General features: G+C 36.7%; 38 protein-coding genes and 1 pseudogene. 13 read left to right on the top strand and 26 right to left on the bottom strand.

The genetic code is table 11. From position 1 onward, the window contains the following. Positions 1–7: 7 nt before the first annotated feature. The 6 genes from MKY49_RS10755 to MKY49_RS10730 all read right to left on the bottom strand — a co-directional run bounded on the left by MKY49_RS10755 (position 8) and on the right by MKY49_RS10730 (position 2,775). Positions 8–754: a polysaccharide deacetylase family protein gene (locus MKY49_RS10755; protein WP_322605088.1), complete on the bottom strand. Its 747-nt coding sequence runs from the start codon at positions 752–754 to the stop codon at positions 8–10. Positions 755–816: 62 nt separating this feature from the next. After that, a complete protein-coding gene (locus MKY49_RS10750; RefSeq protein ID WP_322605087.1) occupies positions 817–1,263 on the bottom strand; it encodes a DinB family protein in 447 nt (148 codons plus the stop codon). Next, positions 1,247–1,660: a hydroxymyristoyl-ACP dehydratase gene (locus MKY49_RS10745; protein ID WP_322605086.1), complete on the bottom strand. Its 414-nt coding sequence runs from the start codon at positions 1,658–1,660 to the stop codon at positions 1,247–1,249. Before MKY49_RS10745 ends, MKY49_RS10750 begins: the two co-directional genes overlap by 17 nt. 169 nt (positions 1,661–1,829) lie before the next feature. Continuing rightward, positions 1,830–2,009 (bottom strand): hypothetical protein, encoded by a 180-nt coding sequence (locus MKY49_RS10740; protein WP_341386189.1) that lies wholly within the window; start codon positions 2,007–2,009, stop codon positions 1,830–1,832. A gap of 27 nt (positions 2,010–2,036) precedes the next feature. Beyond that, positions 2,037–2,462, bottom strand: a complete 426-nt coding sequence (gene fabZ, locus MKY49_RS10735) for a 3-hydroxyacyl-ACP dehydratase FabZ (RefSeq protein WP_341386188.1) — start codon at positions 2,460–2,462, stop codon at positions 2,037–2,039. A 73-nt stretch (positions 2,463–2,535) separates the two neighbouring features. Then, the gene (locus tag MKY49_RS10730; RefSeq protein WP_341386187.1) at positions 2,536–2,775 is read right to left on the bottom strand and encodes a DUF3953 domain-containing protein; all 240 of its coding nucleotides are present in this window, start codon (positions 2,773–2,775) and stop codon (positions 2,536–2,538) included. Between the two features lie 149 nt (positions 2,776–2,924). Between MKY49_RS10730 and MKY49_RS10725 the strand changes: the two genes are divergently transcribed. Both MKY49_RS10725 and MKY49_RS10720 read left to right on the top strand, forming a co-directional pair. Next, complete coding sequence (locus tag MKY49_RS10725) at positions 2,925–3,542, top strand: LysE family translocator (protein WP_274797127.1); 618 nt, start codon at positions 2,925–2,927, stop codon at positions 3,540–3,542. Between the two features lie 87 nt (positions 3,543–3,629). Then, positions 3,630–4,091: a DinB family protein gene (locus MKY49_RS10720; RefSeq protein WP_341386186.1), complete on the top strand. Its 462-nt coding sequence runs from the start codon at positions 3,630–3,632 to the stop codon at positions 4,089–4,091. Between the two features lie 399 nt (positions 4,092–4,490). Here MKY49_RS10720 and MKY49_RS10715 read toward each other — a convergent pair whose 3' ends face one another. After that, the gene (locus tag MKY49_RS10715; protein WP_274797126.1) at positions 4,491–4,655 is read right to left on the bottom strand and encodes a hypothetical protein; all 165 of its coding nucleotides are present in this window, start codon (positions 4,653–4,655) and stop codon (positions 4,491–4,493) included. Positions 4,656–4,801: 146 nt separating this feature from the next. Here MKY49_RS10715 and MKY49_RS10710 point away from each other — a divergent pair, with 146 nt between their 5' ends. After that, entirely contained in the window at positions 4,802–5,647 is an 846-nt protein-coding gene (locus tag MKY49_RS10710; RefSeq protein ID WP_341386185.1) for a copper amine oxidase N-terminal domain-containing protein, read from the top strand. Between the two features lie 78 nt (positions 5,648–5,725). Then, positions 5,726–5,878, top strand: coding sequence for a hypothetical protein (locus tag MKY49_RS10705; RefSeq protein ID WP_313470503.1), 153 nt, complete (start codon positions 5,726–5,728; stop codon positions 5,876–5,878). A 52-nt stretch (positions 5,879–5,930) separates the two neighbouring features. Here MKY49_RS10705 and MKY49_RS10700 read toward each other — a convergent pair. The 9 genes and pseudogenes from MKY49_RS10700 to MKY49_RS10660 form a co-directional block, all read right to left on the bottom strand. Beyond that, a pseudogene (locus tag MKY49_RS10700) lies at positions 5,931–6,313 on the bottom strand (VOC family protein). A 50-nt stretch (positions 6,314–6,363) separates the two neighbouring features. Beyond that, entirely contained in the window at positions 6,364–6,642 is a 279-nt protein-coding gene (locus MKY49_RS10695) for an ArsR/SmtB family transcription factor (RefSeq protein ID WP_313470507.1), read from the bottom strand. Between the two features lie 104 nt (positions 6,643–6,746). Next, positions 6,747–7,046, bottom strand: coding sequence for a hypothetical protein (locus MKY49_RS10690; protein WP_341386184.1), 300 nt, complete (start codon positions 7,044–7,046; stop codon positions 6,747–6,749). 318 nt (positions 7,047–7,364) lie between these two features. Further along, entirely contained in the window at positions 7,365–7,862 is a 498-nt protein-coding gene (locus MKY49_RS10685; protein WP_274797120.1) for a DUF5412 family protein, read from the bottom strand. A gap of 136 nt (positions 7,863–7,998) precedes the next feature. Then, entirely contained in the window at positions 7,999–8,292 is a 294-nt protein-coding gene (locus MKY49_RS10680) for a 3-isopropylmalate dehydrogenase (protein WP_313470511.1), read from the bottom strand. A 79-nt stretch (positions 8,293–8,371) separates the two neighbouring features. Continuing rightward, positions 8,372–8,809 (bottom strand): hypothetical protein, encoded by a 438-nt coding sequence (locus MKY49_RS10675; RefSeq protein WP_274797118.1) that lies wholly within the window; start codon positions 8,807–8,809, stop codon positions 8,372–8,374. Positions 8,810–8,910: 101 nt separating this feature from the next. Continuing rightward, positions 8,911–9,324, bottom strand: a complete 414-nt coding sequence (locus MKY49_RS10670) for a hypothetical protein (RefSeq protein ID WP_341386182.1) — start codon at positions 9,322–9,324, stop codon at positions 8,911–8,913. A gap of 19 nt (positions 9,325–9,343) precedes the next feature. Continuing rightward, positions 9,344–9,763 carry a universal stress protein gene (locus MKY49_RS10665; protein ID WP_274797116.1) on the bottom strand — a complete coding sequence of 140 codons (420 nt, stop codon included), beginning with the start codon at positions 9,761–9,763 and terminating at the stop codon, positions 9,344–9,346. A 9-nt stretch (positions 9,764–9,772) separates the two neighbouring features. Next, positions 9,773–11,200: a SulP family inorganic anion transporter gene (locus tag MKY49_RS10660; RefSeq protein ID WP_341386181.1), complete on the bottom strand. Its 1,428-nt coding sequence runs from the start codon at positions 11,198–11,200 to the stop codon at positions 9,773–9,775. 118 nt (positions 11,201–11,318) lie between these two features. Between MKY49_RS10660 and MKY49_RS10655 the strand changes: the two genes are divergently transcribed. Next, on the top strand, positions 11,319–11,876 hold the full coding sequence (locus MKY49_RS10655) for a recombinase family protein (RefSeq protein ID WP_322605079.1): 558 nt from the start codon (positions 11,319–11,321) through the stop codon (positions 11,874–11,876). A 42-nt stretch (positions 11,877–11,918) separates the two neighbouring features. On the opposite strand, the gene MKY49_RS10650 is transcribed toward MKY49_RS10655, so the two are convergent. Beyond that, complete coding sequence (locus tag MKY49_RS10650; protein WP_312506872.1) at positions 11,919–12,389, bottom strand: Lrp/AsnC family transcriptional regulator; 471 nt, start codon at positions 12,387–12,389, stop codon at positions 11,919–11,921. A 204-nt stretch (positions 12,390–12,593) separates the two neighbouring features. Between MKY49_RS10650 and MKY49_RS10645 the strand changes: the two genes are divergently transcribed. After that, positions 12,594–13,472 (top strand): DMT family transporter, encoded by an 879-nt coding sequence (locus MKY49_RS10645; RefSeq protein ID WP_274797319.1) that lies wholly within the window; start codon positions 12,594–12,596, stop codon positions 13,470–13,472. A gap of 328 nt (positions 13,473–13,800) precedes the next feature. Here MKY49_RS10645 and MKY49_RS10640 read toward each other — a convergent pair whose 3' ends face one another. From MKY49_RS10640 to MKY49_RS10630, 3 genes are all read right to left on the bottom strand, one after another. After that, a complete protein-coding gene (locus MKY49_RS10640; RefSeq protein WP_322605078.1) occupies positions 13,801–14,139 on the bottom strand; it encodes a hypothetical protein in 339 nt (112 codons plus the stop codon). Between the two features lie 534 nt (positions 14,140–14,673). Next, on the bottom strand, positions 14,674–15,870 hold the full coding sequence (locus tag MKY49_RS10635) for an MFS transporter (RefSeq protein WP_341386179.1): 1,197 nt from the start codon (positions 15,868–15,870) through the stop codon (positions 14,674–14,676). A gap of 473 nt (positions 15,871–16,343) precedes the next feature. Beyond that, on the bottom strand, positions 16,344–16,775 hold the full coding sequence (locus MKY49_RS10630) for a hypothetical protein (protein ID WP_274797108.1): 432 nt from the start codon (positions 16,773–16,775) through the stop codon (positions 16,344–16,346). A 152-nt stretch (positions 16,776–16,927) separates the two neighbouring features. On the opposite strand from MKY49_RS10630, the gene MKY49_RS10625 reads away from it, so the two are divergent. Both MKY49_RS10625 and MKY49_RS10620 read left to right on the top strand, forming a co-directional pair. After that, a complete protein-coding gene (locus tag MKY49_RS10625; RefSeq protein ID WP_274797107.1) occupies positions 16,928–17,407 on the top strand; it encodes a DUF6530 family protein in 480 nt (159 codons plus the stop codon). A 20-nt stretch (positions 17,408–17,427) separates the two neighbouring features. Further along, on the top strand, positions 17,428–18,804 hold the full coding sequence (locus MKY49_RS10620; RefSeq protein WP_274797106.1) for an MATE family efflux transporter: 1,377 nt from the start codon (positions 17,428–17,430) through the stop codon (positions 18,802–18,804). Between the two features lie 158 nt (positions 18,805–18,962). On the opposite strand, the gene MKY49_RS10615 is transcribed toward MKY49_RS10620, so the two are convergent. Next, entirely contained in the window at positions 18,963–19,442 is a 480-nt protein-coding gene (locus MKY49_RS10615) for a hypothetical protein (RefSeq protein ID WP_274797105.1), read from the bottom strand. 179 nt (positions 19,443–19,621) lie between these two features. On the opposite strand from MKY49_RS10615, the gene MKY49_RS10610 reads away from it, so the two are divergent. Then, positions 19,622–20,779: a Ger(x)C family spore germination protein gene (locus MKY49_RS10610; RefSeq protein WP_322610877.1), complete on the top strand. Its 1,158-nt coding sequence runs from the start codon at positions 19,622–19,624 to the stop codon at positions 20,777–20,779. A 200-nt stretch (positions 20,780–20,979) separates the two neighbouring features. After that, the gene (locus MKY49_RS10605) at positions 20,980–21,180 is read left to right on the top strand and encodes a hypothetical protein (RefSeq protein WP_322610878.1); all 201 of its coding nucleotides are present in this window, start codon (positions 20,980–20,982) and stop codon (positions 21,178–21,180) included. A 144-nt stretch (positions 21,181–21,324) separates the two neighbouring features. On the opposite strand, the gene MKY49_RS10600 is transcribed toward MKY49_RS10605, so the two are convergent. Continuing rightward, on the bottom strand, positions 21,325–22,362 hold the full coding sequence (locus tag MKY49_RS10600; protein WP_341386178.1) for a serine hydrolase domain-containing protein: 1,038 nt from the start codon (positions 22,360–22,362) through the stop codon (positions 21,325–21,327). A 168-nt stretch (positions 22,363–22,530) separates the two neighbouring features. On the opposite strand from MKY49_RS10600, the gene MKY49_RS10595 reads away from it, so the two are divergent. Then, positions 22,531–23,232 (top strand): DUF421 domain-containing protein, encoded by a 702-nt coding sequence (locus tag MKY49_RS10595; RefSeq protein ID WP_341386177.1) that lies wholly within the window; start codon positions 22,531–22,533, stop codon positions 23,230–23,232. Here the strand turns inward: MKY49_RS10595 and MKY49_RS10590 are convergent. After that, positions 23,229–23,867: a DUF2306 domain-containing protein gene (locus MKY49_RS10590; protein ID WP_341386176.1), complete on the bottom strand. Its 639-nt coding sequence runs from the start codon at positions 23,865–23,867 to the stop codon at positions 23,229–23,231. The two genes, MKY49_RS10595 and MKY49_RS10590, sit on opposite strands and share 4 nt — an antisense overlap. Positions 23,868–23,975: 108 nt before the next feature. Continuing rightward, entirely contained in the window at positions 23,976–24,383 is a 408-nt protein-coding gene (locus MKY49_RS10585; RefSeq protein ID WP_341386175.1) for a GNAT family N-acetyltransferase, read from the bottom strand. A 78-nt stretch (positions 24,384–24,461) separates the two neighbouring features. Here MKY49_RS10585 and MKY49_RS10580 point away from each other — a divergent pair, with 78 nt between their 5' ends. Further along, positions 24,462–24,710, top strand: coding sequence for a hypothetical protein (locus MKY49_RS10580; RefSeq protein WP_341386174.1), 249 nt, complete (start codon positions 24,462–24,464; stop codon positions 24,708–24,710). 17 nt (positions 24,711–24,727) lie between these two features. On the opposite strand, the gene MKY49_RS10575 is transcribed toward MKY49_RS10580, so the two are convergent. Further along, a complete protein-coding gene (locus MKY49_RS10575) occupies positions 24,728–25,294 on the bottom strand; it encodes a group-specific protein (protein ID WP_341386173.1) in 567 nt (188 codons plus the stop codon). A gap of 89 nt (positions 25,295–25,383) precedes the next feature. Between MKY49_RS10575 and MKY49_RS10570 the strand changes: the two genes are divergently transcribed. Further along, positions 25,384–25,545, top strand: coding sequence for a hypothetical protein (locus MKY49_RS10570; RefSeq protein WP_274797095.1), 162 nt, complete (start codon positions 25,384–25,386; stop codon positions 25,543–25,545). A 9-nt stretch (positions 25,546–25,554) separates the two neighbouring features. On the opposite strand, the gene MKY49_RS10565 is transcribed toward MKY49_RS10570, so the two are convergent. Next, entirely contained in the window at positions 25,555–26,109 is a 555-nt protein-coding gene (locus MKY49_RS10565; protein ID WP_341386172.1) for a hypothetical protein, read from the bottom strand. Between the last annotated feature and the right edge of the window lie 39 nt (positions 26,110–26,148).

Genomic DNA, 26,148 nt, shown 5'->3' with positions numbered 1-26,148 from the left:
TTCAACACTACTGTTTTTTTTCCATTTTCTTCGGCGTCCCCTGTATTTCCATCAATTCAGAAACTGTTACAAATTGATAACCCTGTTTTTCCAGCTCAGGTAGAATCTGCTCCAGTGCTTTGACTGTTTGGGCTCGGTTTCCACCACCATCATGAAAGAGAACAATATTACCAGCCTTCACACCTTTCAGTACCGTGTTAACGATACGATGGACTCCAGGGCTTTTCCAATCTAGCGTATCCAAATGCCAGGACCACATCACGACTTTATAGCCTTCCTTGGCAATTGCTTCAATCATTGCATCGGTATATTGTCCCTCGACCGGCCGGAATAATGTTGGCTGATAGCCCGTAATACCAACAATTACTTCATCGGTTTGTTGAATTTCTTTCATTAAGTTCGGCACATTTGTTTTTAAAGGGTGCGTAAATGTGTGATTGGCTAATTCATGCCCCTCTTCATACATTCTTGAAAGGAGTTCTGGATTTTTTTCTGCATTTTGACCGACAATAAAAAAGGTAGCTTTCGCATTATATTGCTCCAAGACATCGAGAATTTCTGCTGTATATTTACGATGCGGGCCATCATCAAAAGTTAAGGCAATGATTTTTTCATCTGTTTGGATTTCCCAAAGAATTTGTCCCGCTTCTTCATAATACTTTCTTCCTTTATTCTCAGAAGAACTCACTTTCATATAAAAAAATGACACGGTAATTAGACAAAGTGGTAGTAAAAACAGTAAAAGCTTTTTCACATTTTCACGTCCCCAAATAATTTTTTCGTACTTTATTATTTGAGGATTTCATAAAAAAATGCTTACGTTTCGCAAATTTGATGTTGTATATGATGTTCCAAATGTTGCACATAATCTTGAATAAGCGATGCTAGTGTCAAATGTTGCTGATTCATAACAATCGGTAGTTCTAACGATTTTTCAGGTATGTTTTCCAGCACATAGATGATTTTTTTGTTTAAGCTCGTCCATAGCTGTAAAATAGCTTCTATTGGCATTTCTTGATAACCCTGTAACTCGACCCATCGCACTTGGTCGTATGTAGTCACTACGTATGGTGAAGCCTTATACTGGATGTTTATTAGTCTTTCAAGATTAACTATAGCCGAATCACATAAATGACCAACTATTTCTTTTTTAGACCACTTTTTTTCCGCAGGTCGATGCGCTATTTCTTCTGCTGTCATCACATGAAATAATTCGGGCACTTTTATGATCCAATAATGTAATTGATCAATCGTCTTTTGCATGATGGTCACTCCCTACCTGATTAATCTGAACATAATAATCTAACAACGCAATGACATCTTGCACTCGTTTATACTCTTTTTCAATTTTAAAGGAAATCATTAAAACAGTGATCGTAAAGCTTAATACCGTTATTGACACAAGCTGGACAAGCGACATCCCCACTAAGAACATGTTATTCATCGTCGCAGCAATGAACATCAATACGGACAGAATAACCCCACTTAACGTGATAAAAATAGGCTTATAACGCATAATTTCATCCGCCTGTAATTTTAAAATTCGGATGATATATTGAACCTCTTGAATTGTATATTGCTGTTGAAAAATAACAAAATAAGACCTATATACCTCATCGTTTAGCTTTTTATGAAGTATATTTTTATGAAACTTAAGCACAAATTGATCCCCAAAATCATTCGCCAGCGCTTTCTCAGGCTTTAATAGCTCATCTTTAATGTTAATGAAGGCGACCCTTAAACCTCCTCATTCGCTCATGATAAAAACAATTAGACCTTATACTATATGATAGAAAGATGGAGAAGTAGTACGTCAGAAAGTAAAGTTACTATTTTTTAGTGCTTTTCTGTTGCCAGCTTAGCCCAAACATGGTAGAAGCAAAGACAAAAACCGTCGTACAGAGCCACATTGCCAGTCCATTATAAGCACCTTTAGCAATAGTAATGTTCGTTAAAATGATAATTTGCATCATACAAATAGCGATATACAGCATGATGGTATACTTCATACTAGCACCTCCATTTGCGAAATTTTTTTAATTACCAAACGCAAAAACAAGATCCGTTTCACATACGATTTCTCCATCTACAGTCGCTATTCCTGTCCCTTTTCCTATTGCTCCCTTAACTCGTGTAATGGTCACCTCAAGGCGTAGTTGATCACCAGGTTTTACTTCTTTTTTAAAGCGACAATGATCAATACCTGCCAATAAACCTAAGCGTCCCTCATTCCCCTCCTTTGTTAGCATAATGACTGCACTGACTTGTGCTAGTGCTTCTACAATTAGCACACCAGGCATTACAGGGTAATGTGAAAAATGACCGTTAAAGAACTCCTCATTGATGGTCACATTTTTTAGCCCCACTGCTCGCTTTCCTTCCTCTAATTCCAACACACGATCTACTAAAAGAAATGGATAACAGTGTGGTAAAATTTCTTGAATTTGTTGACCAGTTAACATACGTAATCCCTCCACAGCTTTTTATAGCCTTATTCTAACACTAATTATTAGTAGTTGGTATTAAAAATAGAGCTTAAGGAAAAAATGACAGTGCTACAACCAAAAATAGAAAACAAGCTGTGCCAAATGATACGATGCTCATTGCCGATTTTTTCTCCTTTCGCCACTCTCTCACCCCGATAAGTACAAATGTTAAGCCTAATAAGGTAAACGTAACAGGTAAAAACGTAAAATCCTTTGTTACGAGACCATAAACGCTAATCATAATAATGACCACAGCAAATAGTAGTTGTAAGCCTAAAGATCTGCTCATTGCAATCACTCCCCCGTTAAATTACTTTTCTGAATATTTTTTCATTACTTTTTCAATATTTCTTTATCGACAGCCGCACTGTAGCTAGAATATAATATTCCATGCATTCACCCTAGAATGATTAGTTTATTAGAATAGGATGGTTTAGCATGTTATCTTTTATTGCAATAGTTCTTTTATTATTTTTAATTCCAGGTCCTGCTGTCATTATCACGATTACACAAACATTAAAAAGTGGTAAAAAGAATGGGATCTATACAGCTTTAGGCATTGGTCTTGGAGATTTAGTGCATACATTAGCGGCTGTTTTAGGTCTTTCTGCTATTTTAATGAAATCAGCCACTGCCTTTGAAGTGGTGAAATATATAGGGGTAGCCTACCTTGTGTATTTAGGTATTCAAATGCTCCTCACAAAACCAAAGAAAATCGAACAACCAACTGTGGAACAAAGCCCTGCTAGTACGTCATTCCGCCAAGGGTTTTTGGCAGAAATTTTAAACCCGAAGACGGCATTATTTTTCCTTGCCTTCCTACCACAATTTATTCAGCACAATGAACAATCTGTCACAAGCCAATTGCTAACGCTGGGGATTACATTTGTCGTAATGAGTGCCTTGTATACTATCCTACTAGCAATTATTACAAGCTTCATCGGTGAGAAAATCTTTACGAAAACGAGTGGTAGCTCACGTTGGCTTGAAAAGACTGTTGGCTTCGTTTATATCGGTCTCGGCGTCCGTTTAGCGTTACAGACACAAAGTAGATAATTTGAAGAAGAACACGATATGTGTTCTTCTTTTTTTGCAGGAAAATGAAGAATGTTAGCCAATACATACTAAAAAGGAGGGTTTAACTTGAATCAACGTCAAGAAAATTTATTTGAGCAATTAGCTCATTACCGTAGCGAGTTGCTCCACTTCCTAGAGCATGTGTCTGAAGAAGAGGCAAATATCATTCCAACTGGTTTTCATAATAATATTCGCTGGAATTTGGGCCATCTCTTTCTCGATCAATATTTATGGATAGAAGCATTAACAAAAGAAAAGGATGCGGAGCTAGACGTTTTCATGAAATGGTTTGGTTTTGGCACATCGCCGAATCATTTTGACAAAGAAACGCCAACCTTTGAGGAATTAAAAAAGTACTTGGCTCGGCAGCCTGACCAAGTCAAGGAACGATATGGTGAACGATTGGCTGAAGAATTTCCCCCTATTGACATGGGCATGCAAACCATTGAACAAGTACTGCTACGCACTATCTTTCATGAAGGGTTGCATTTCCAAGCGATTTTAACCATTCATCGATTCCTGAACTAATTCGGGTCTTTTGCTTCATTATTCATTGCTAATTATTAAGTTACCTTTATCAGATGCAAATCAAAATAAGATTTAACCATTTTGTTGCGGTAGACAATTTCCACCTTTATTTATTTCTAAGGCTCGATATATTCTTGTCCGAACGTCTTCAACTTCTAACCAATAAACTTTGTTGCTGCATTTCTGAAGGTGCTCAAGCCCCCAATTGTGCCTCTGAATAATCTTGAGCGTTGACATTATGTACATAAAATAATTGATTACTTCTAAATCGTCATCATGATAATTTTTAAAATGAAGCATCTACACCCATTTTCTCGCAATCTATTATACCAATGGGATATTTATGTAAAATTTAGTAAGCTTATAGATTAAAATCAATCTATAAGCCTATATTTCATGTTATTGTTTCGGTGTATTGGCTGTCAGTGGATTAGCATTTGCAACTAATTGAACAGGTGTTGTCGTTTGCTGAAAGCTTTCCTTCTGTCCTTGGTTTGATTTCCCATAGCCTTTCATGGCTGCAAAAAGCGCCACACCTACAATGCCCCAAGTTAAAAATTTCACAGAATAACCTCCTTTCAGTTTTAGTATTAGATAACATAATCGGATTATACGCTACGGTATTTATACAAAAATTTTATTAAAAACAGAAGAATATTATGGTAAAATTGTATATGTGGCAATTTTTTATATATAGGAGGTTTATTACCATGAAGAAAATTTTCACAGGACTTTGTATAACATCAATGTTATGGATGGCTTCACCGGCTGAAGCTGCCACGACTCAAATTAAGATTGACGATGTTGTAGTAAAAACGGATACAGCACCCGAGCAAAAAAACAATCGAACAATGGTACCTTTACGTGTAATCAGCGAAAACCTTGGTGCCCAAGTTGATTGGAAAGATTCGAAAATTACCCTATCGATGAATCAAACAACGGTTTCTTTAAATGTCAACAATCAAACAGTCATTAAAAATGGCAAAAAGGAGCAATTAGATGTAAAACCTTACATTAAAAATAACCGTACCTATGTACCGCTCCGCTTTATTGCCGAAACATTTGGCAGCCAAGTAGATTACAAGCAAGGAACAGTGTCTATTGCCACTAAACCATTGCTGATTGAAAATGAAAAAATAAAGGCCCTACAATATGAATACCATATGACAATGGGTGGTATCATTCAGGAGATAAAGGGCAATGCCTATCACAACGCTATTTATAAAATTTTCCAAGAAAAGAAAGGCGACAAAGTAGAAGCTCCAAAGGAATATTATTGGCACTTTAATTTAGATGAACCTGGGTCTTACTACAAGCTTGGCCAGTATGATTTTATGACTCATGACAATAAGAGTATCAAGCAATTTGATATTTATTCATTAAACGGTCCGTTCCCAGAAGAACTACTAGAAGGCTATCCTAAGGTACTTCTACATGATGTTTCCGAAAATAGCTGGTATATCTTCTCAGAGCAAGCCGTGAATTCGATCCAACAGCTTATCAACAATGCATCAGAAAATGGCTTTAGTACCGTTATTAGTAATACAGTAGCTTAAATTTTTTATGCTTAACATATTCTGTATGAATTTGCGCAAACTATTCCTATCAACGTTTGCTCGATGGAGGTTTGTCACATGCAGAAATTACTGTTACTAAGTATTGTGCTACTTTTCCTGGCTGCCTGCTCCGCGGAACAAGCTCCGCCTAGTGAGGAAGCCGAAGCCAAAGAACAGACCGTCAATGCAGAGCCAAAAGAACATCAAAGTGTTTTGGTACTTGATGACTAATAGGAAAAGCGTGTTTTGATGAAATACCATCAAAACACGCTTCTATTTTGGACTATCTTTGTATAATCTGTATAAGATTCCCACAAGTGTCGTCGAAAACTGCTATTGTGACATCCCCTGTTTTGGTCGGTGCATAGTAAACTTTACATCCTTCTCCAGCAAACTCGCGTACTCTTTTTCTATATCTGCAACACCAAACATCGTTGCGGGAATCCCTTCTGCGAAAATCCTCTTTTGATAATCTTTTGCTGCAGGGTGCTCATCTGGTTCGAGCAAAAGCTCCGGACCCTCTTGATCATTAGGCGCAACAAGCGTTAACCATCTATATTTACCTATAGGAACATCCTCCTTTTTTACAAACCCTAGCTTCTCCGTATAAAATGCCAGTGCCTTCGCCTGATCTTGTACAAATATACTGCTTACTATGATATTCAATATATTTTCCTCCTTGTCTTTGTGGTGTAGTGCCAGTGCCGTCTCTTCCTTTACTCTACCCATCCTTTCAGCAAATCTTGAAGTGGTTCTTTATTGAAGATCATCACTCGATATTTTCCCTTACGTTGTGATGTGACGAGTCCTGCATTTTCTAACACTGAAAGATGTTTGGCAATCCCCTGTCTCGAAATAGAAAGTTCATACTTCATGAGAAGGCGAACCGTCAATTCATACAACGTCATCTCGTCACGTTCGGCTAGTTCGTCTAATATAAGTCTCCGTGTCGAATCCCCAAGTGCTTTAAAAATAGCGTCTTTATCCCAATTCATACATCGATTATATGCAACTATTTGGTTGCACGTCAATTAGAAGCAACTAATCAGTTGCATGTATAGGATAGGATGGAACGATTTGTTTTTGTGGGGATTGCTTCTTACATTTTGGAGCGGGTTTTAGTTTTTTTGAGCGGTTGCCTTATTAGTTTGAGCGGGGATAACTCTTTTATGAGCGGTTCTCTCATTGTTTGGAGCGGAGGCTTCTCTTTTTCGAGCGCTTCTATCATCGTTTGGAGCGGAGGCTTCTCTTTTTTGAGCGCTTCTATCATCGTTTGGAGCGGAGGCTTCTCTTTTTTGAGCGCTTCTCTCATCGTTTGGAGCAGCTTCCTTACTTTATTGAGCGCTTTTCCCATCCATTGGAGCGGGGGCTTCTCTTTTTTGAGCGCTTCTCCCTTCATTTGGAGCGGGTTCCTTACTTTTTTGAGCGCTTTTCCCATCATTTGGGGAGCGGAGACTTCTGTTTTTCGAGCGCTTCTCCCTTCATTTGGAGCGGGTTCCTTACATTATAGAGCGCTTGCCCTTCATTTGGAGCGGGTTCTATACTTATTGAGCTGTTTTCACACATTGCCATACGTTCTTATCTCTTTAAATCAATACCTAATATTAATAAATAATTTATAGCAAACAAAAAAACTCCACTTTAAAAAAAGTTCAAAATTGAATTATTTTTTTGATTTAAGTATAGGTAATGCAAAACCACCCTACAACACTGAGAATCAAGGGTCTTTCCTGAAGTTTTGATAGCAAGTTTCATATTCATCTTTCATTAACAAACTTTTACAAGCCAATCCATTTTCATGATAAATCTCTTTATCAATTATTAATTGGATGCTTCTATTTGAATTTGGATAGCTGGGGTCATCATTTACTATGTACAGCGTATCCTCATCCAGCCATTCCATCGCAAAATTACTCTTAGCATCACTATAATAAACTGTTTTGACCTTACTTTTCTCCATATTATTTGTAATTTCAACCCATACATTTACACCACCTGCAGCTCCACCATATGGTTCGTAATAAGCATTAGCATCATACTTTTCTGTAGGGGATGTTACAGGTCCAGGTCCTTTTTGAATAAATTCTCTATCAATATTACTGAATGAAAAAAAGTACATTTTATATACAAAGATTGAAGATGTCAGAACAATGCCTAACAATGTTGCAATGAGCATTTTTTTAGGAAAAGCTTTCTTTGTAATGGTAGAAATCATTATGTTCGCACATAACATCAGAAATAAAATAACCGTAATAAATGAAATGAATAATCCAAATAAAATGAATATGGTCATCCCTCTTTTTTCATTAACATATCATTTCGCAAAACTCTTTTTAAAGTAAAGTAGCGAATCAAATGTTTTTGCTGTTATATTTTTTTACAACAGTTGCTAAAATGGCAATAATAAAAACGATAGCACTATTTATCATTAAATAATACCCAAGTTGCATGCCATAAAACAGCGCGAAAGGATCTCGAATAATTATTATTGCTAATGTTCCACCGAGCGCACCAAAAAAGATTGCTAGTAGTAATATTGTAAAAGCAGAAAAATAGAGATTCTTCTTTTTTCTGTATGAGATAAACCCAATAATATTTGCAATAACGATAAAAAAGCCCATTAGAATTATGAAGAAATAATCCATTTAGCTCTCCTTATATTTTTATTATAAAAACTATAGGTGGACAATTTTGCACCATTAGTTTAATAAGGGTCCGCGAACCTTATTTATCCCACTCTTCTCTGACAAAAGCTATTGCACTTTCCATAGTTACGATATTTTTTTTGAGCCAACATTCCCCCATTTCTCTTACTAACGGGTGAATAAAACCAATTCTATTAACAATTTTTACATAATCTAACAATACATTTATAACGCTATCGTTTAATCCCAACTCTTGTAAATCTCGCACCAGTTCGATATCATCCTGAGAAACACCGCCATTACTTTTTATTAAATAATCAATTGGTGTTGAAGAATTAACCTGTTGTCTATACCATTCGTCGGAACTCATACCTGTTTTAGCTTTAAACATTTCTACTTCTTTTGCTTGCCATTCCTCTATTGTCATTCCGTGTACTTCTTTAAATCGTTCTTCAGGCGTCGTACCGTATATGACTTTACTACCTCTTTTCTTAGATTGTTTTTTATCTTTAGTCATTCCACATCACTCTTTTCTACCAAAATACGCAGCTAGCTCAATAAGGAAACACCGCTTGTCGATGATACATATCAACATAGCATAAAGGGGAATTCGATGATTTACTTAAAATTAATTTTAACATAAATATCCAAAAAAATAATCACCTCAAGACTAACTAACGAGTTGATTTTTTCAAACATTATTATATTATAAATAGCCGCTTCTTCTCGCACCGCTTGGAATGGGAGCTTCTCTTTTTTGAGCGCTTTTCTCATCGTTTGGAGCGGGTTCCTTACTTTTTGAGCGCTTTTCCCATCATTTGGAGCGGAGGCTTCTCTTTTTTGAGCGCTTCCCTTATTGTTTGGAGCGGATCCTTCACTTTTTTGAACACTTATCTCATCACTTAAAGGAGATCCATCACTTTTCCTGGACTCTTCCTCCTCATCGCGGAAAAGGGTCCGACGTTTTGTTGAGCAGTTCAAAAAAACCTTGCATAAAAAAAGCTGTCCCAACCGTGTTGTCGTTTCTGACAAGGTGTTGGGACAACTGGTTTTATTTTACGATTAAGGCTGGACATTGTACACGTTTCATGACTTTATGGCTAACACTGCCAAGGACCATTTCCTGTAAGCTATTTAATCCTCTGCTACCGATGACCACAAGATCTACTTGTTGTTCATTGGCATAGCGTACAATTTCGGGACCAGAGTCTCCTTTTAAAAATGTTGTTTGATAAGAAATGTTTGCTTCTTGTAATGCCTGTTCAACTGGGGCGATTTTGCGCTGACGGGCTAGCTCCACGTTGTCGATAGTGCCAGCGATTAGCAGTTCATTCTTTATTTTATCTACATTCACCACATACACAATATCGATTGTGGAGGTTTCGGACAGCTTGGCTAATTTTATAGCTTCCTGTGCTGCTCGAAACGCATTATCAGAGCCATCTACTGTTAATAAAATACGCTGATACACGCTTACCTCCTAATGGTTGGTTGTGATGCCATTTAATTGATAATATAACGCTTGGCTTGCAGGATTTAAGCCTACTAGGTTTACATCAATTTGTTGTGCTTCTAGACGGGCTTTGACTTTCGTGAGTGCTCCAACGGCCGATTCATCCCATAGATGACTACTTGATAAATCAATAGTAATACTGGAAGCTTTAATATGTTCAAATGCCTGCATAAAGCTTTTCGTTGAGGCAAAAAATAAGGGCCCTTCGATGATAAAGGTCGTACCTGCTTGCTGGATGGAAACCTTCGATACCTTCGCTACAAAGAAGAGGGCGCTTAAAATAACACCGATGACAACACCAATAGCTAAGTTATCGGTATATACAACAATGAGCACCGTAGCAATCATGACAAATGCATCTGCCCGAGGAGCTGTCACAATATAACGGAATGAATCCCAGTCAAATGTACCAATACTTACCATAATCATGATACCAACCAAAACCGGCATTGGAATATCTACCACTAAATCGCCAAGGACAATGATGAGGAACATTAAAAAGACCCCTGCCACTAGTGTTGATAGACGTCCTCGCCCTCCAGATTTAACATTAATGACTGATTGACCGATCATCGCACAGCCGGCCATGCCACCAAAAAAGCCATTGACAATATTGGCAATACCTTGCCCACGTGCTTCTCGGTTTTTATCACTTTTCGTACTTGTCATATCATCGACAATTTGCGAGGTTAACAGGGATTCTAGTAATCCAACGATAGAGAGAGCTAATGAATAAGGCAAAATAATTATTAGCGTTTCCATTGTAAATGGCACGTTTGGAATGAAGAATGACGGTAATGCACGCTCAATGGAACCTAAGTCTCCAATCGTTTTTAATTCCACACCTGTTGAGAAGGCCACAATTGTTAAGACAACGATAGCAATTAATGGTGCTGGGATTGCTTTGAAAAATCTAGGTACAATATACACGATCAACAATGTTATGCCAATAAATACATATGTCCAAAGCCCTTCTTTTAAAAAGTGAGGGACTTGTGCCATAAAAATTAAGATAGCCAGCGCATTGACAAAGCCAATCATAACGGCATTAGGTATAAAACGCATTAGCTTAGCAATACCTAGTACCCCAAATAACAATTGGAAAATACCTGTTAAAATCGTTGCTGCTAATAAATATTGAAGACCATGATCTTTTACAAGGCTCGTCATCACCAATGCCATCGCACCTGTAGCAGCGGAAATCATGGCCGGTCTTCCCCCTACAAAGGCGATGATGGTCGCGATACAAAATGAAGCATACAAACCTACCATCGGGTCAACGCCAGCAATAATAGAAAATGCGATGGCTTCGGGAATAAGTGCAAGGGCAACAACTATACCTGATAATAGATCAGCACGGACATTGCCAAACCATTGTTCTTTTAACGTTTGCATAAATAAACTCCCTTAGTTATAGTAGAATAAATCGTACCAAAAGATACCTATTTGGGACGAGCAAGAAGTAGCATAACATACTCATTCCCAAAAAGGAATGATTTTGGGAGGATTAATGATGATTTACGGCTATAAGCGGCCAATAATTGGTGATGAATCAGGAGAACAACAGCTAGTAGATAGACAAGTAGATCAATTATTTGTAGAAGCACATCCCTTTGCGAAAAAAAGGCATGTCCTAGAGGATCTATTAATGACAATCCAACCAGGCGATGAAATTGTTGTTGAAAATCTAGTGGTGCTAGCAGACTCCTTTCATCAATTATTAGATGTCCTTCACGTCCTTGCAAAAGACCGTGTCAGGATTACGTTCCTAGAGGAGCAGATTTCCAATACATCATTGCTCCAGCTAGATTTATTAGAGTCCGTCACCCTCTTTACTAATCTACAAACTCAGCTGAAGAGCCATGCCACAACATTTGGTCTGGTTGAAGCAAAAAAAGCGGGAAAAACGATTGGACGACCCAAAAAATCAGATGATAATTTACGAAAAGCATTTGCGATGTATCAAAGTAAAAATTATTCACTTATGGACATTAAAAACGAAACAGGCATAAGTAAATCTACCTTATACCGTTATATAGATGAAGTGAATAAAGGTCATCATGATAACTGAAAAACAGCAAGTGAGCGTTCGCTGCTCAAACTTGCTGTTTTTTTATATTGGTAATATTGTAGAAGATTTAATTTCACGTAAGGATAAGTTCGTTTGAATTCTAGAAATCCCGAGCTTATTTAATTTTCGAATAAATAAATCCAATTCCTTGCGATCTCGTATAACAACCTTCAACAGATAATCATAGGCACCTGTTAAACAATGACATTCTAATATTTCGGTCATTGTTTTCAAGCTGTTCTCCAATTCCTCTAGTTCCTTTGCTTGATGAATATTTGTACTCATAAAAACATAGCACAGTAAATCAAAACCTAATTTCTCCTGATTTAAAATCGCGACTTGCTGATCGATATATCCTTCATTTTCTAAACGTTTGACCCTCGTATGTGTTGCTGGCGGGGATAGATTGACTCGTCTAGCCAATTCTGCATTACTGAGTTGAACCTCTCTCTGCAAAATATCTAATAATTGAAGGTCCACGCTATCTAACGCCTTATTTTTAATCTCCTCCACAATTTCCCCCCTTTCGATAATTTCTTACAACTGACATATAACGCTTAAATACAGAAGATTTTTTTGTAAAAACTACAATAACTTTTAATTATTTTGAATTTACTCAATTCAACAAAATATTATACAGCTAAATATCCAATAATGCTATGATTCTTAGTATACATATTATTGAAAGGAGTGTTACATGCCTTGATTAAGTTTTATATGGGCTTAATGCTCATCACGAGTCTACTTTGGGGAGGAAATTTTGTCGTGGCTAAAACGCTTGTCGCACACGCTTCTCCTATGACATTAACCACAGCAAGATGGTTAATAGCAGTCGTCGTCCTTGTACCATTCGTCTGGTGGAAAGAAAAGAAATTAGTGCCTGCAAAACAAGCTCTTGTGCCCTTATTCTTAATGGGCATAACAGGTGTGGCCTTATTTAATATTTTTCAATTTTTAGCTTTAGAACGGACAACATCCACTAATGCAGGTCTAATTTCAACGATGAATACAATCTCAATTGCCCTCTTTTCGTTTGTTTTGCTAAAAGAAAAAATAAATAGCATGCAACTTGTGGCAATGACAATCTCTTTATTCGGTGTGGTTCTTGTTCTTTCGAAAGGAGAATGGCAGCTATTACTGGATTTCCAATTGAATACTGGGGACTTATGGATGGTTGCAGCAGTCTGTGTATGGGGACTTTATTCGGTTTGTAGTAAATGGGCTATGAAAACTACTTCTCCGTTAATGGCGACATTATACGCAGGTATATTCGGTGTGCTCATGCTTGTACCGTTTACAAGGATGGATTTTACCATCTCTAATATGGATTCGGCTTTCATTCTTTCACTCCTCTATACAGGCATTATCTCTACTGTTTTGTGTATGGTATTTTGGAATATTGGGGTACAGAATTTAGGGGCAACAGCCTCTGGTATTTTTTTAAACTTTAATCCTATTTTCACTGCCCTGCTTGCCTTTTTGTTTATCGGAGAAAAGCTGTCTTGGTTGCAAGGAGCTGGAGGACTGATCGTTATTATCGGCTGCTATTTATTCACTCATTTTAAAACAAAAATACCACAGGCTTCTCCGGTATAACATAAAGAACTCTTATTCAACTAACTGGTGTTAGTTGAATAAGATATCATCATTATATATCCAACTAACTTTCAAATTCAGTCGCATCTTCTAGGTTAAAATAATACTTTGCGATTCTAACAAATTCTTCCGTGTCAATTTCTTGAAAGAGATAGAAATCAACTACGTCCACCAAAATGTTCCTCCTGTATAAAGGTAAGCTTGTATCAATTAAAAATTATTCATTTTAACATAAAAAATCAGCTATTCCTTCTTGAGAATAGCTGATTCTTTATGGGTGAATGTTTGAATGACTTTAACAAGGCACTCCACCGTAACTAAGTAGTTTTTACATATTTTGTGGTGGAATGATACCCATTACAAGTAAGATAAAGAAAACCAATCCAATAAGGAAAAATAGCAGAGACGCCAAAAAGGTCGGACCAAGTTGAACCTGGAACCGTTCTCGCTCATGAATGATACCTGTTTGTGCACTCACTTGGGATGCAAAAAGTCTAGACATAGCTCCACCACTACTAGAAAAGTAGAATGTCCCTAGAGTAAAGGCAACACCAGTGAAAAACATCACTTCAATAAATCGTACCGTGAACATAGTGGCAATCAAATACGTTAACACTATTTCCACAATCCATGCAATGACCATAATAATGACGTGTTTCCTACGCATTCTAAGGGCCCCTTTCCCGTTAATTACTACTTCTACGTCGTATATATGGGAAAAGTTTCGTTTTTTCTGAATTTATTGTCATTTCTATCGGTCTTTTTTCGATATTTAAATGCCATCCTCTAATTGTATTCGTTTCTGTTGATTGATTTCACCTTCTTGCTGAATTGTAGTTTTCCTTCTTCATCAAAAATAAAAGTACTTGGATAATTCATCACTACAAAGCTTTTTTGTAGTATCCCCTCTTTGTCTATAAAAATCGCATACTACGGCCTTCGCAAGACTATCATAGGCTGTGGCATTAATTGCGTTGATAGAATACCTCTAAATTAGGTACTCTCCTGTTGACATGGGCCACACCACAATGCCCAAAAATTAATATTTTACCCCATTATAGGCTTCAAAAATTGTCGATGATTGGTCCAATTGTGTTAAAGCTGTCTCATAATTAATTTATTTCGTACCGTCCTCTAGTGATTCATAACCATAATAAAAATTATAAAAATAGCCCCAACCGTGAAAGGAGGGGCCACTAATTTACGTGAAAAACTTTTTATTTTTATAAGCTATGAGGCTAACGACAAGTAGCATCATGGAAGACACGACAAAAACCATTCTTACTCCATACCATTCCGATAAGATGCCCAAAATGAACGAAGAAATGCCAAATACCCCAGTAACAATGACATTTAAAGAGGTATAAACGGTTGGTAATTTTTCCTTGGTGACACTTATTTGAACGATGGTCTGTTGTGGGATGTTTTTTAATTGTCCACAAATGCCAATCATAAACGAGCAAAGTAACGCCAAAAGTGCTGTCGGACTAAAGGCAAAGAACAATGTGAAAATAGCTGATAACAAAGCACCTCCACAAATGAACACTGCTTTTTTACGATCGACAACTGAAGTCCATTTTAGACATATCATACTCCCTATAATCATCCCAATGAAAAAAATGCCATTGAGATAACCCCACCATTGAGAGGAAACCTGCAAAGCCTCCTCAACAAAGACAAGCAAAATAGCTGCGACCCACGCTGCACCTGCAATAGATTCTAGTAAATCCATACGTGCCGCTATTTTTAGCACAGGGCTTTGCAGAATGGTTTGCCAGCCTTCGACTAGTAATTGCCGCTTTTTTGTCTGCTGACTTTGTTTCCAAGGGACATCTGGTAAAAGATTTAAAAGAACTGTTGCCAAGAAAAAAAGAAAGACAACAACCCATAAAAGTTGAGATGGAGTAAAAAGAATAAGCAAGGAACTTCCAACGAACCAAGAACCCACTTGAATGGATTGAATAACCGATTCAGCTATACTATTTGCTCGCAACAAATCCTTTTCCTCCACATAATGAGGTAACAAGGATTGACGAATGGGATTGGCACACCCATCCAGTAAGGCAATTATCGCAATCATGACATAAATATAGACAACGATTGGCTTAGCACCTACCCATTCTACATAGGATGCAAGACCAACGAGGACAGCTGTTTTACAGCCTTGAGAAATAGTTAGCAAACGATTCAAAGGACACTTCGTAGTAAAGATTGGTGTCAGTAGGCTTGAAATCAACATACTGGAAGTAATAATAAATGGCACCAATGCCGTTGAAATAGCGGAATTGGTTAGACGATAAATGATACTAATAACACTTACGATATAGAGGATATCTCCTATATCCGCAAGAGATTGACCTGTCAGTAAAATTGAAAAAGAACGGTTTTTTTTATTCACTTTTTATCCCCCATAAAAAAATTTTAGCTTTTTATGGGGATGTTTAAATTGGACCGTTTTGCATTGGCTAACTCCTTTATATGCCTATTTGAAAAAACAATGGGGGACGTTATTTTTTCATTTATAGGTGACTTGATATCATTTCAAGAAAATTCGAAAGTATTGATCTTATTTTAACATCACTTCCCATTTGATTCCAGAACACAAAAAGACCAGGAGCTCTTCAAATATTTAGAGTCCTGGTCTTTTTGTGAAAAGTGAAACTTACTAGGTTGCTTTAGTTTTTTGTATTCTACTATTACATTAGTCGTATCAGCTTTGCAAAGGTTACAGGTTTCTCGAAAGAATTTTAAAAAATGTTAATCATCCTGTTTACCATTTTCCTGTTAGACGTTGTACCGTTTTAAGGTAGCCCGTTCAAACACTAATTGAAAAATACAAATACAGCAGATCGGGAGGTATAACTAGACTCCTTACCTCTTACGCAAAGCATTGAACAATAGGAAAAGAATAAGAAAAAGGCCGATTACTACTAAAGCTTTAAATAAATTGTGGGCAATGTTGAATTGATGATACGTATACTCTCCGTCTCTAATGGCTTTCAGGTAGGTCCCTTTATCAACCTGTACCGCAATGGCAATCTCCGTATCTATCCCCTTTATAGAAAAATATTTTGTTCCTTTTGGATAAGCATTTGAAAAATTCCCTCCATATTCCTTCATATCTGAATACTTCGTGACCGCTCCAATTTTATTTTCAATCGTTGTTACTTTTTCATCAGTCACTTCATACATATAACCATCCCAAACAACAAAGGGATAAACCCAGCTTGTTGCAACAGCGTTGGCAGGTATTATTATCATTATTAATAAGCAGAAGGAAACCATACGTAGATAAGGCTTCATGCATACCCCCCTTTCCATCATTTTACTTATTAGACTGACAATTGAAGAAAACGTTACATTTTTTTGATTTGACTTCTATTTCATTGGATGCTAAATTTACTAAAGCAGTAATTTACTAAATTACTAAATCTGCATGACGAGGAGTACGGAAAATGAAAATCCCAACACATTTAAAACATAAACCTGTTATCGTTGCTGAAAACTACGCTAATATTGACGGGCGTACAGCTTATCAAACAGATGCTCAAGGGCTTTCTCTTGGCTTGGCGCAATGGAATGATCGAGGAAAGGTTGATATTTCTGCGAAGGTTTGGCGACATACAGGTGGCAAATGGTCGCGTCAATCAGAGGAGCTTCCATTGCATCGTGTTCTTGACCTGGCTATTTTAGTATGTGAAACACAACTTTATTTTAAGGAGGCGTATCGTCACGAGCATCTATATGATGAAGAAAACCCTATTATTAATCGTGTAGGCTTACAAGGAGACGCTATGACTGTAGAGGTTTGTACTGAAAATGAACAAATTAAAGAGGATATACAGCTTTTTCAACAGGCATTAAATAATGATGGTGAGCTGATTGGTGAGCGCCTTCGCACACTATCTCGAATCTTAAAAGAAATGGGTTATTAAAACTCAAGAGGAACTTTAAAATGAATGAACAAATGTTACAGGAAGATACAAAACTGAGAAAAGCTTTTTTTAATTTTTTAATTCCCGTTATGTTAGCGAATGTGCTACAGTCGGTTGGTCAAGTTTTTGCCATGTTTTTAGTTGGTCGCAATTTAGGAGTCGATGCGCTCGCTGCCATTTCTGCATTTTTCCCATTCTTCTTCTTTTTAATGGCTTTTGCGATAGGTATTGGGTCAGGTAGCTCAATTTTAGTTGGGCAAACATTTGGCGCTGGCCAACATGAGAAAATGAAGGAAGTCGTTGGGGTAACCTTAGCCTTTACAACCATTTTATCCATTGTCGTGGCAATCTTTGGTGGCTTCTTTATTGAATGGATATTACGCTTTATGCAAACACCAGCTAATATTTTAGACATGAGTATAAGCTATGCACAAATTTTATTCTTCACCTTACCAATTATGTTTTGGTATATGGTGTATACAACCTTTATGCGTGGCGTCGGTGATTCGAAAACACCATTTTTATTTTTAGTCATCAGTGTCGTGTTAAATATCGCCTTCCTTCCACCGCTACTTTTCGGATGGTTTGGCTTGCCAGCATTCGGCTTAAATGGCGCTGCCTATGCTTCTGTGTTATCCAACCTTGTAACGATGATCTTGTTACTGGCTTATTTGCATAAGACAAAGCATTTACTGCGTTTAGACAAATCGATCTTACAGCATTTTAAATTAAAGAAAGATATTTTAGCTTCCCTATTAAAGCTCGCGATTCCATCAAGCATTAGTATGGTTGCCATCTCTGTTGCGGAAATTGCTGTTATTGGGTTTGTCAACGTCTATGGTTCTGATGCCACTGCCGCTTATGGCGTGGTCAATCAGGTAGCTAGCTATGCACAAGTACCTGCAATGAGTATTGCCATTGCTACTTCTGTCTTCGTGGCACAGGCATTAGGTGCGAATTCTACGGAAATGATCAAAAAAATTCGTCAAATGGGTGTGCGTATTAATTATCTTCTAGGTGGCGCCATCATTATTTTGATGTATCTCTTTGCAGAGCCGATTTTGGCTTTCTTTATTGATTCACATGATACGGTGCTCATCGCCAAGGATTATTTATATATCGCCTTTTGGAGCTACTTAATTTTCGGACATACACAAACTGTTTCTGCTACAATGCGTGCTACTGGTGTGGTGTTATGGCCAACTATCTTTTTAGTTATTACGATTTGGGTAGTTCAAGTGCCTTTAGCATTCCTGCTATCCCACCATACGTCACTGGCATTAAATGGTGTTTGGTTAGCCTATCCAATTACCTTCTGCGTACATTTCATCATGCAATATGCGTACTTCAAGTTAGGCTGGCAAAAACGAACATTAAAAGCTATGCTAAGCGAATAATATCTTTTTAAACCAACAAAATGACCAGGTACTCAACAATTGAGCCCTGGTCATTTTGTGAAAAGTGAATGTTACTATATTGCTTTAGTTTTTTGTATTCTACTAATAGAGTAGTCGCTTGATGTTTCAAAAGGTTACAAAAAACTAAAAAAATTTTTCTAGTTTTTTTCTTCTAGTACTACTAACCACAATAAGGCGATAAAAACAGAAAAACTTACTAGCATGAAGAAGGTGTTAAGATTAAAATATTGATTGTTAACATGAATCGTTAGCCCAGACGTGATATCCAATAAATATTGTTGATCTGCATACCCGTATTGCTTTATCAACGCCTTCTCTATTACCCCTCGATAATTAGCAAGCTCCATTCTTTGATACATAATGCCAGCAATAATATGAAGAGATGTGAAAAGGAGCCCAATGATAACCACCTGTTTTGTTAGCTTATAATAGCGAAAAATCCTTTGCCATAACAAAACCATAATGATAAATAATGGAACGACGATCATAAGGAGCAGCAAGGCAGGATTCCCATTGCCAGAGGAACTGCCTGGTGTTGCCGTCATTAAATGAATGCCCATGAATAGAACCAATACTATTAACTGAACAGCGAGTAAAACTAGTTTTGTAGCCTTCAATACATCTCCCCCTGTATACCAAGCATACCTAAATGAATTTTGAAGAAAAAGTTATCCAGTGACCCCCTTCATTTTTTTGCCATCTTCTACAAACCCAATACTATAAAAAAGCCGTCTTTTGTCTAAGCTAACAATATCAATATAAAATACAATGTCAAAGCTATTCGAGTGGAGAAACGATGAAAATATATATCAAATTGTTAACTATTATTGGATTGACGACCTTACTCGCTGGGTGCTTGGATATGACCGAACCACAAAGAATGTACTATATCAATGCAGTAGGCGTAGACTTTGAAGATAATGAATACGTAGTGTATTTACAAATCATTAATTTTGCTGACGTTGCAAAATCTATTCAAACCAGTACAGATGTAGCGCCTGCTGAAGTGGGGCGTGCCACAGGAAAAACAATAGAAGAAGCTATTTATAAATTGTATCGTTCGTTGGATCAGGAGGTTTTTTGGGGTCATATGCGCTATTTAGTTTTTTCAGAGCGGGTTATGGAAAATGAACATATTATTCCTGTTATTGATACATTTATCCGTTTTCGGGATACCAGATACCAAATTTGGGTGTACTGTACAAAAAATCCTGTTAATGAAGTGCTGCTTGTCACACCCATCCTAAGAAATTCGCTATCCTCATCTAAGTTAAGTAACCCCATCAATCCAACTGAACAGGAAACCTTTATTGAGCCGAAAGATTTAAGAGATATTATCATCGGGTTAAATGAACCAAGTCATGAAGTAACCATCCCCTATGTGTCCATTAAAGAAGATTGGCAAACAGCTGAAGAACAGTTGGAGGAAACTTATTTTTCAGGGGTCGGAATTCTCTCGAAAGACGGCTTTAAAGGCTTTTTGCAGGACAATGCGGCAAGAGGCAATCAATGGATGCATAATAGAACAAAAAGAGGTGAAATCACTGTTCAAATAAACGCAAATAGTGACGAAGCATTAACAGCTAGTATAGAAAAGATTCATATCGATGTGAAACCACTTGTCAAAAAAGAGATTGTGACATTTGAGGTTGAACTAAAAATCAATGCAACAATCAATGGATTTAGAGGAAAAATATCCGAACAAGAACTGAAACATCAAATTTCGACAGAGATCAAAAAAGAAATCCAACAAACTTTTCATGAGGGCTTAACATTGGATGTTGATATCTTTCGTTTGTCTGAGTTTCTGTATCGAGACAATGTAAAGACATGGAAAAGGCTTGAGAAGGATGGGAAAATTCCATTAGATGAGCATTCTATTAGTAAAATTAATGTGGAAGTAGCAAAAATCAATCCGGGTCGAAAAACATTTAGTGAGACTATACAAGAATAAAGGACAAGGCCATGCGACCCTGTCCTTTTTGTGTGTGAGTTTATATGTGCATGCAGACAGGATCTAGTTCTAAACTTGCACCTTTTCCCACATAACCATATACTAAATACGAATATTTTTAGTATAAAATATGCCTTTTTTGTAGGAAATTCACTATTATTCCTAGGCAGTAATCACTTTTAAAATCGGAGGTAACTGTCATGTATAAAACAATTACTTTTGCAGTTGATACGAAATATAACGATCCAATACAAGAAACTTTTACGTTTGAGCAATTAGGGATTGATGAACAATTATCGGACATTGAAATGAAAAAACAAATTGATTATATATTTAAGAATTGGGTCAGTGATCGACTCAATATTTCCCATAGTATTGTGATAGAAACCGAGACTGAATGACTATCCTCTACTAGGCGTCTTCCAAATTCATAACTTCTGCATGCAAGCTATTAGCAAACTCATGGATTTGTTCCATTGTGACGATAAGGAGAAATTAAGGAAGAGCTTGTGTATAACATTGTGTACTCACAAGCTCTCTTTCCTTTACAAGATTTTGCTCGCAAACAATTCCGCTTCTATTCCTTTCATGATGTCAAAAGCCCCATTTGATTGATTTGAGCAAATAACCGCCTTGACTGAGCTGTCTGGATAAAATGCTGAGTGAAAGCAAACTCCCGGATCGTACCCCATAACATGATATTTTATAATAGCACGTTCACTATTACGCTTAATCCATACACCATACCCATAACAATCGCTTTCATTAATTTCAATATGAGGCGAAAGTAAAAGCTTTGTTAAATCTTCACTTAAAAGTTCAAAGTTCATGAGCGCATGCCAAAATGTCGCCATGTCTGTTGCTGTTACAAATGCTCCCCCATCAGAACCTCCCTTTACCGGTAATGAGTAAATATTTGTCTTCCACGAACCGTCTGGATTGTCTAAGTATCCTAATGCCGTATTAGCTGGAAGAGAATCTAATGAGAAATAGCCAGATTCCGTCATATTTAATTGATTAAATATATTTTGTTGAATGTAATCAGAGAAAACCATTCCTGATCTACGCTCAACAATTAATCCTAATAAAATATATCCAGCATTGTTGTAATGAAATCTTTCACCTACTTCATTTTTCATAGGCTTATTCTGAAATAAAGGTAGGAAATCACTCAATTCTCGAAGTTGATACATTGGATTTTCAACCCATAATGCTTCAAAATCCTCCATTTCTTCCTCATCAAAATAATCCGGTATCCCCGAAGTATGGGTTAGTAGATGATGAATGGTAACTTTTGCATCAAAATTTTTAACATCATGATGTAGACATTCACTTAATCTCGTGTCAAAAGAAAGCATTCCTTTTTCAATAAGCTGACAAATAGCGATTGCCGTAAAAATTTTACAACCAGAGGCAATCCCAAAACGAGTGTTTGCGTGATTTTTGATTTGTTCTGAGCGATTAGCATAGCCAAAACTTTGATTGAGCAAAGCAACCTTCTCTTGATTTTCCACCAGTACCGTACCCGAGAATTCATTCTTCTGGTGAATTTCCATAACGATGTTTTGTAATTTTGTCTGCATAAATTTCCTCCTTATTCCTTAAATTTCTAAAAGCAACTCCTATTAAAACAATAGCCATTTACTTGCATTTTCACAAGTCTATTTAGTTTCCTACAGCTTAATTTATCGTGCAGATTCGCATAATCATGTAAGGTAAGGGAACAATAAGAAAAAAGAGGATGTGTCATCGTGGATTTCCTACATAGTCAAGAATCACTTACTGCCATTCAATGGATACTTCGTGCAATTGTCGCCTTTTTCTTCTTACTCTTTGCTACAAAAGTTATGGGGCAGCGTTCTATTTCCCAGCTAAGATTATTGGACTTTGCTATGGCCATTACGCTTGGGAATATTATTGCCCATCCCTTATCTGATGAAGGATTAGGAATGAAGGGTTCCATGATCACCATGGCAGTTTTAGTTTTTTTATACCTCATAGGTGTTTATTTGAGCCTAAAATGGATATCGTTTCGACATTTTATTGACTCTCCTCCCATTGCACTAATTAAAAATGGAGAAATTATTAATAACAACTTACGGAAGGCTAGGATTTCTGTTGATTTTCTTTTATCTGAATTAAGAAAGGAAAAAATCGAAGAGATTCAAAATGTAGCGCTGGCATTATGGGAACCAGATGGATCGATTTCTTGCTTTTTAAACACACAATATCAAGCACCCACGCGAGCTGATTTGAAATTACAACCTGAACCCTTTTTTCTACCAAAAATCCTTATTAAAGAAGGAAAGATTGATTACCATGAATTAGATCAAACAACAATTACAGAAGATTGGTTAACAGATCAATTAACGTCAACTTATCAAGTTGATTTAAAGGATGTCCTATTAGCTACAATTGATCAACATAATAAATTACATGTATTTCTTTATTAATATACGTTGTGTAAAGCTTTACACCTTCTATTCCGCTGGATGAACCATTCCATTACGACTAAATTAGGCACCCAACATAGCCAGGCAATGATAGCATAGCTAGTTTCAAAATGATCAAAGCCAAATACTACCGTGAATAAAGGGAGCCATATTCGTAATGTCACCGCTGCAAAAGTTAAGGCATAATTTCTTAGCATCCATTTTTGATGTTCCTGAATGTTTCTTTGTTTAATTTTTGTTAGTGCAAGACATACCGTGATTAACCAAGATATTGATAATATAGCAAAGCCTAGCTGCGCTAACCATCCCCCTGTGGCGTAATAGGCTAGATAAAGGCCAGCAACCCCACCAAATAAAATACTGACGATATAAATCGTCCCCCATCTTCTATGACGCTGCACATTTTTCTCTCTTATCTTTGAAGATAGTGTAAATGGGCCGATTACTAAGGCGAATACACTAAAAAGAATATGTATATATAGCATGATATACCACATTGAATTCAGAGTAGCATTGAACATACGCTTTAATTGAACAAAGCCTGCTTGTTGTGCATCGAATAGAAAATATTGAATGATTGAATAGCCCGCTATAAAAAATGCCAGAATGCTGATCATCCACATGTTCTTTTTCATATTTGTAGCTCCTTTCATTCCTAGCGTACCATTGAAATGAATGACTTTTTTACATAAACAAACAAGTGGTTGTACAAAGTAAACAAGTGGGCAATTTTCACATGTGAGCTATTCACAACAATTCATTAGACAAGTAAAACGTTCGACACCTGGATATTTTTCTCCTAAGCTGGTAATTTGAAAGCCTATATTTTTATAAAAATTCACAGCATCTTGATCTGTTTCAGCACAAATTGAAGAAAAGGAATAGCGATCTCTAATATACTGGACCATTTCACGGCCAATTCCTTTGTCACGATAAGCTGGGGATACGGCAATATGTTTCAGTTCACATTGTTTTTGGTCTATTTTTGCTATTCCTATACATCCAACAATATTTTCTTCAATGAAATAGCCATATAGCACTCTTTCGGGACATTCGATATAAAGACCATATTCGCTATCCACTTTTTTTGTGGCATAGAATAATAATGTTTTTACTTCTGGTTGAATGGTCTTTGATTGAATAACTTTCATAGAATTTCTCCTTTCTTGTGATTGTCAAATACTTGACCTATACTATAGATGTTAAAGGAAAATTTAGGAGGAAGTAGTATGCTAGTAAAAGGATATCAATTTAAGCTACCGCTATTTTACTGGTTACTTTTAATACCAACCTTTTTACTGATAAGTTACAAAGCATTATTTTTTGATTGGCATATACAAAATTTTTCATTTAATGAATTAGAGGATTTCGGTCGATATGTACTGGTACTAGTAACAAGCTTAATTGAGGCATTTATTTACGTACTTATTATCCGACTGATTGTGTATTTGCTTCAAAAAGTATTTAACAAGACATAAAAGCCTATACGACTCTCCTAGTTTATCATCTGATTCCATGTTATGATTTCCACATCATCCACGCGCACTTTGCCTAAGCTTAAAATATGTGGAATATATGCAAACAGCCCAAAGTTCTTGCCTTTTTCCTTCTCCGTTATAAAATAGTCAATGGTTGCAGTTGGCAGTTGTGTCAGCTCTCTATAATCATCCGTCATCAATATTTTTATATCCTCTGCCTTTATTTCTCCCGCTGGCCCTTGATAGTTGTCTTTTGAATACAGGTATATGACATTTTGATTAGGCGCTAGTTTTTGTATTGGAATTCGATAAAACGTTAAATTTTCTTTGATGTCAATTGCTAGCTTAGTTAACAAGCTATAGATGTGAAAAGGGTGGATTGGTAAGAAATGTACAACATCGTTCCACAAGCAGTTTAAGTGAGGGATTTTCCTCGTTAACAGTTTCATTCGCTCGGGATGATCAGAATACTTTCTTGTGTATCGCTCATATAAATGCGGGGATATTTCCCTAAGCTGATGTAATGGCATCAGCTCTTGACCGACCATTTCTCGCGGAACCATATGATATAAATATCTCTGCATAAAAAACACCTCCGACCTTATAATTCTTCATATATTTGGAAAATCCTCTATATGATACAATAAAATGTAAAAAAGAAAGGAGTGTCATCATGGGTTTATTATTTGTCATTCTTATCATTGCTGGAATTATTGCGATCTATGATTCCATTAGACAAGTTAATAAAAATATTTTGGCGCAAACTGAAGAAATAAAACGGTTACGGGAGGAGATACAGGAAAGCAAAAAAATTAAGACCACTTCTGCAAAGTGATCTTGCGTACTAATTACTTTTTGGATCATTAATTGAATTAGCTAGATCGAGAAGCACATCTACTGGTACCTGATCTGCGACATCACTGTCAATACTGAAGACATACTGCCAATTATCTCTTTCAAACACCAACAAATGAAAACCAATTCGCGGATTTTCAATATAGGCTGCCTCCCTACCATTCTTTAAAAGAAAGACATCGGTCACATACTTTTCAAAAGGCATTTTATCCTGAACAGGTCGAATATCAATTTTAAAATGATTTTGTGGCAATTGATCATTCATCATTACTATTTCCAGATTAGTATGGCCATTCATTTGATTAAATCGTCCAAAGCGGTGTGTAAAACTAATTGGTGGAACCTTTAAAGGTAGCTTCAGCTCTGTTTTATTATACTGTTCGAACTCTTTTAAAGCAGCCTCTACCGTTTTATAGCCGATTGTAGGCAGAAACTCTTCAAGAGGTTGTGGAGAATCACTTTCATTGGCATAAACGTAGTCCGTTGATGCAATATACAGACATCCAACAGAGAGCAGTAGTCCTATAAGCATACGCCTGTTCATTTAAACGCTCCTCTATCTTTTTTAGTATATGTTGTCCTG

It is taken from the genome of Lysinibacillus sp. FSL M8-0134 (assembly GCF_038069745.1).
Classification (GTDB): domain Bacteria; phylum Bacillota; class Bacilli; order Bacillales_A; family Planococcaceae; genus Lysinibacillus; species Lysinibacillus irui.
The sequence above is the reverse complement of the archived record's forward strand: the minus strand, read 5'-3'. Positions and strand labels throughout refer to the sequence as shown.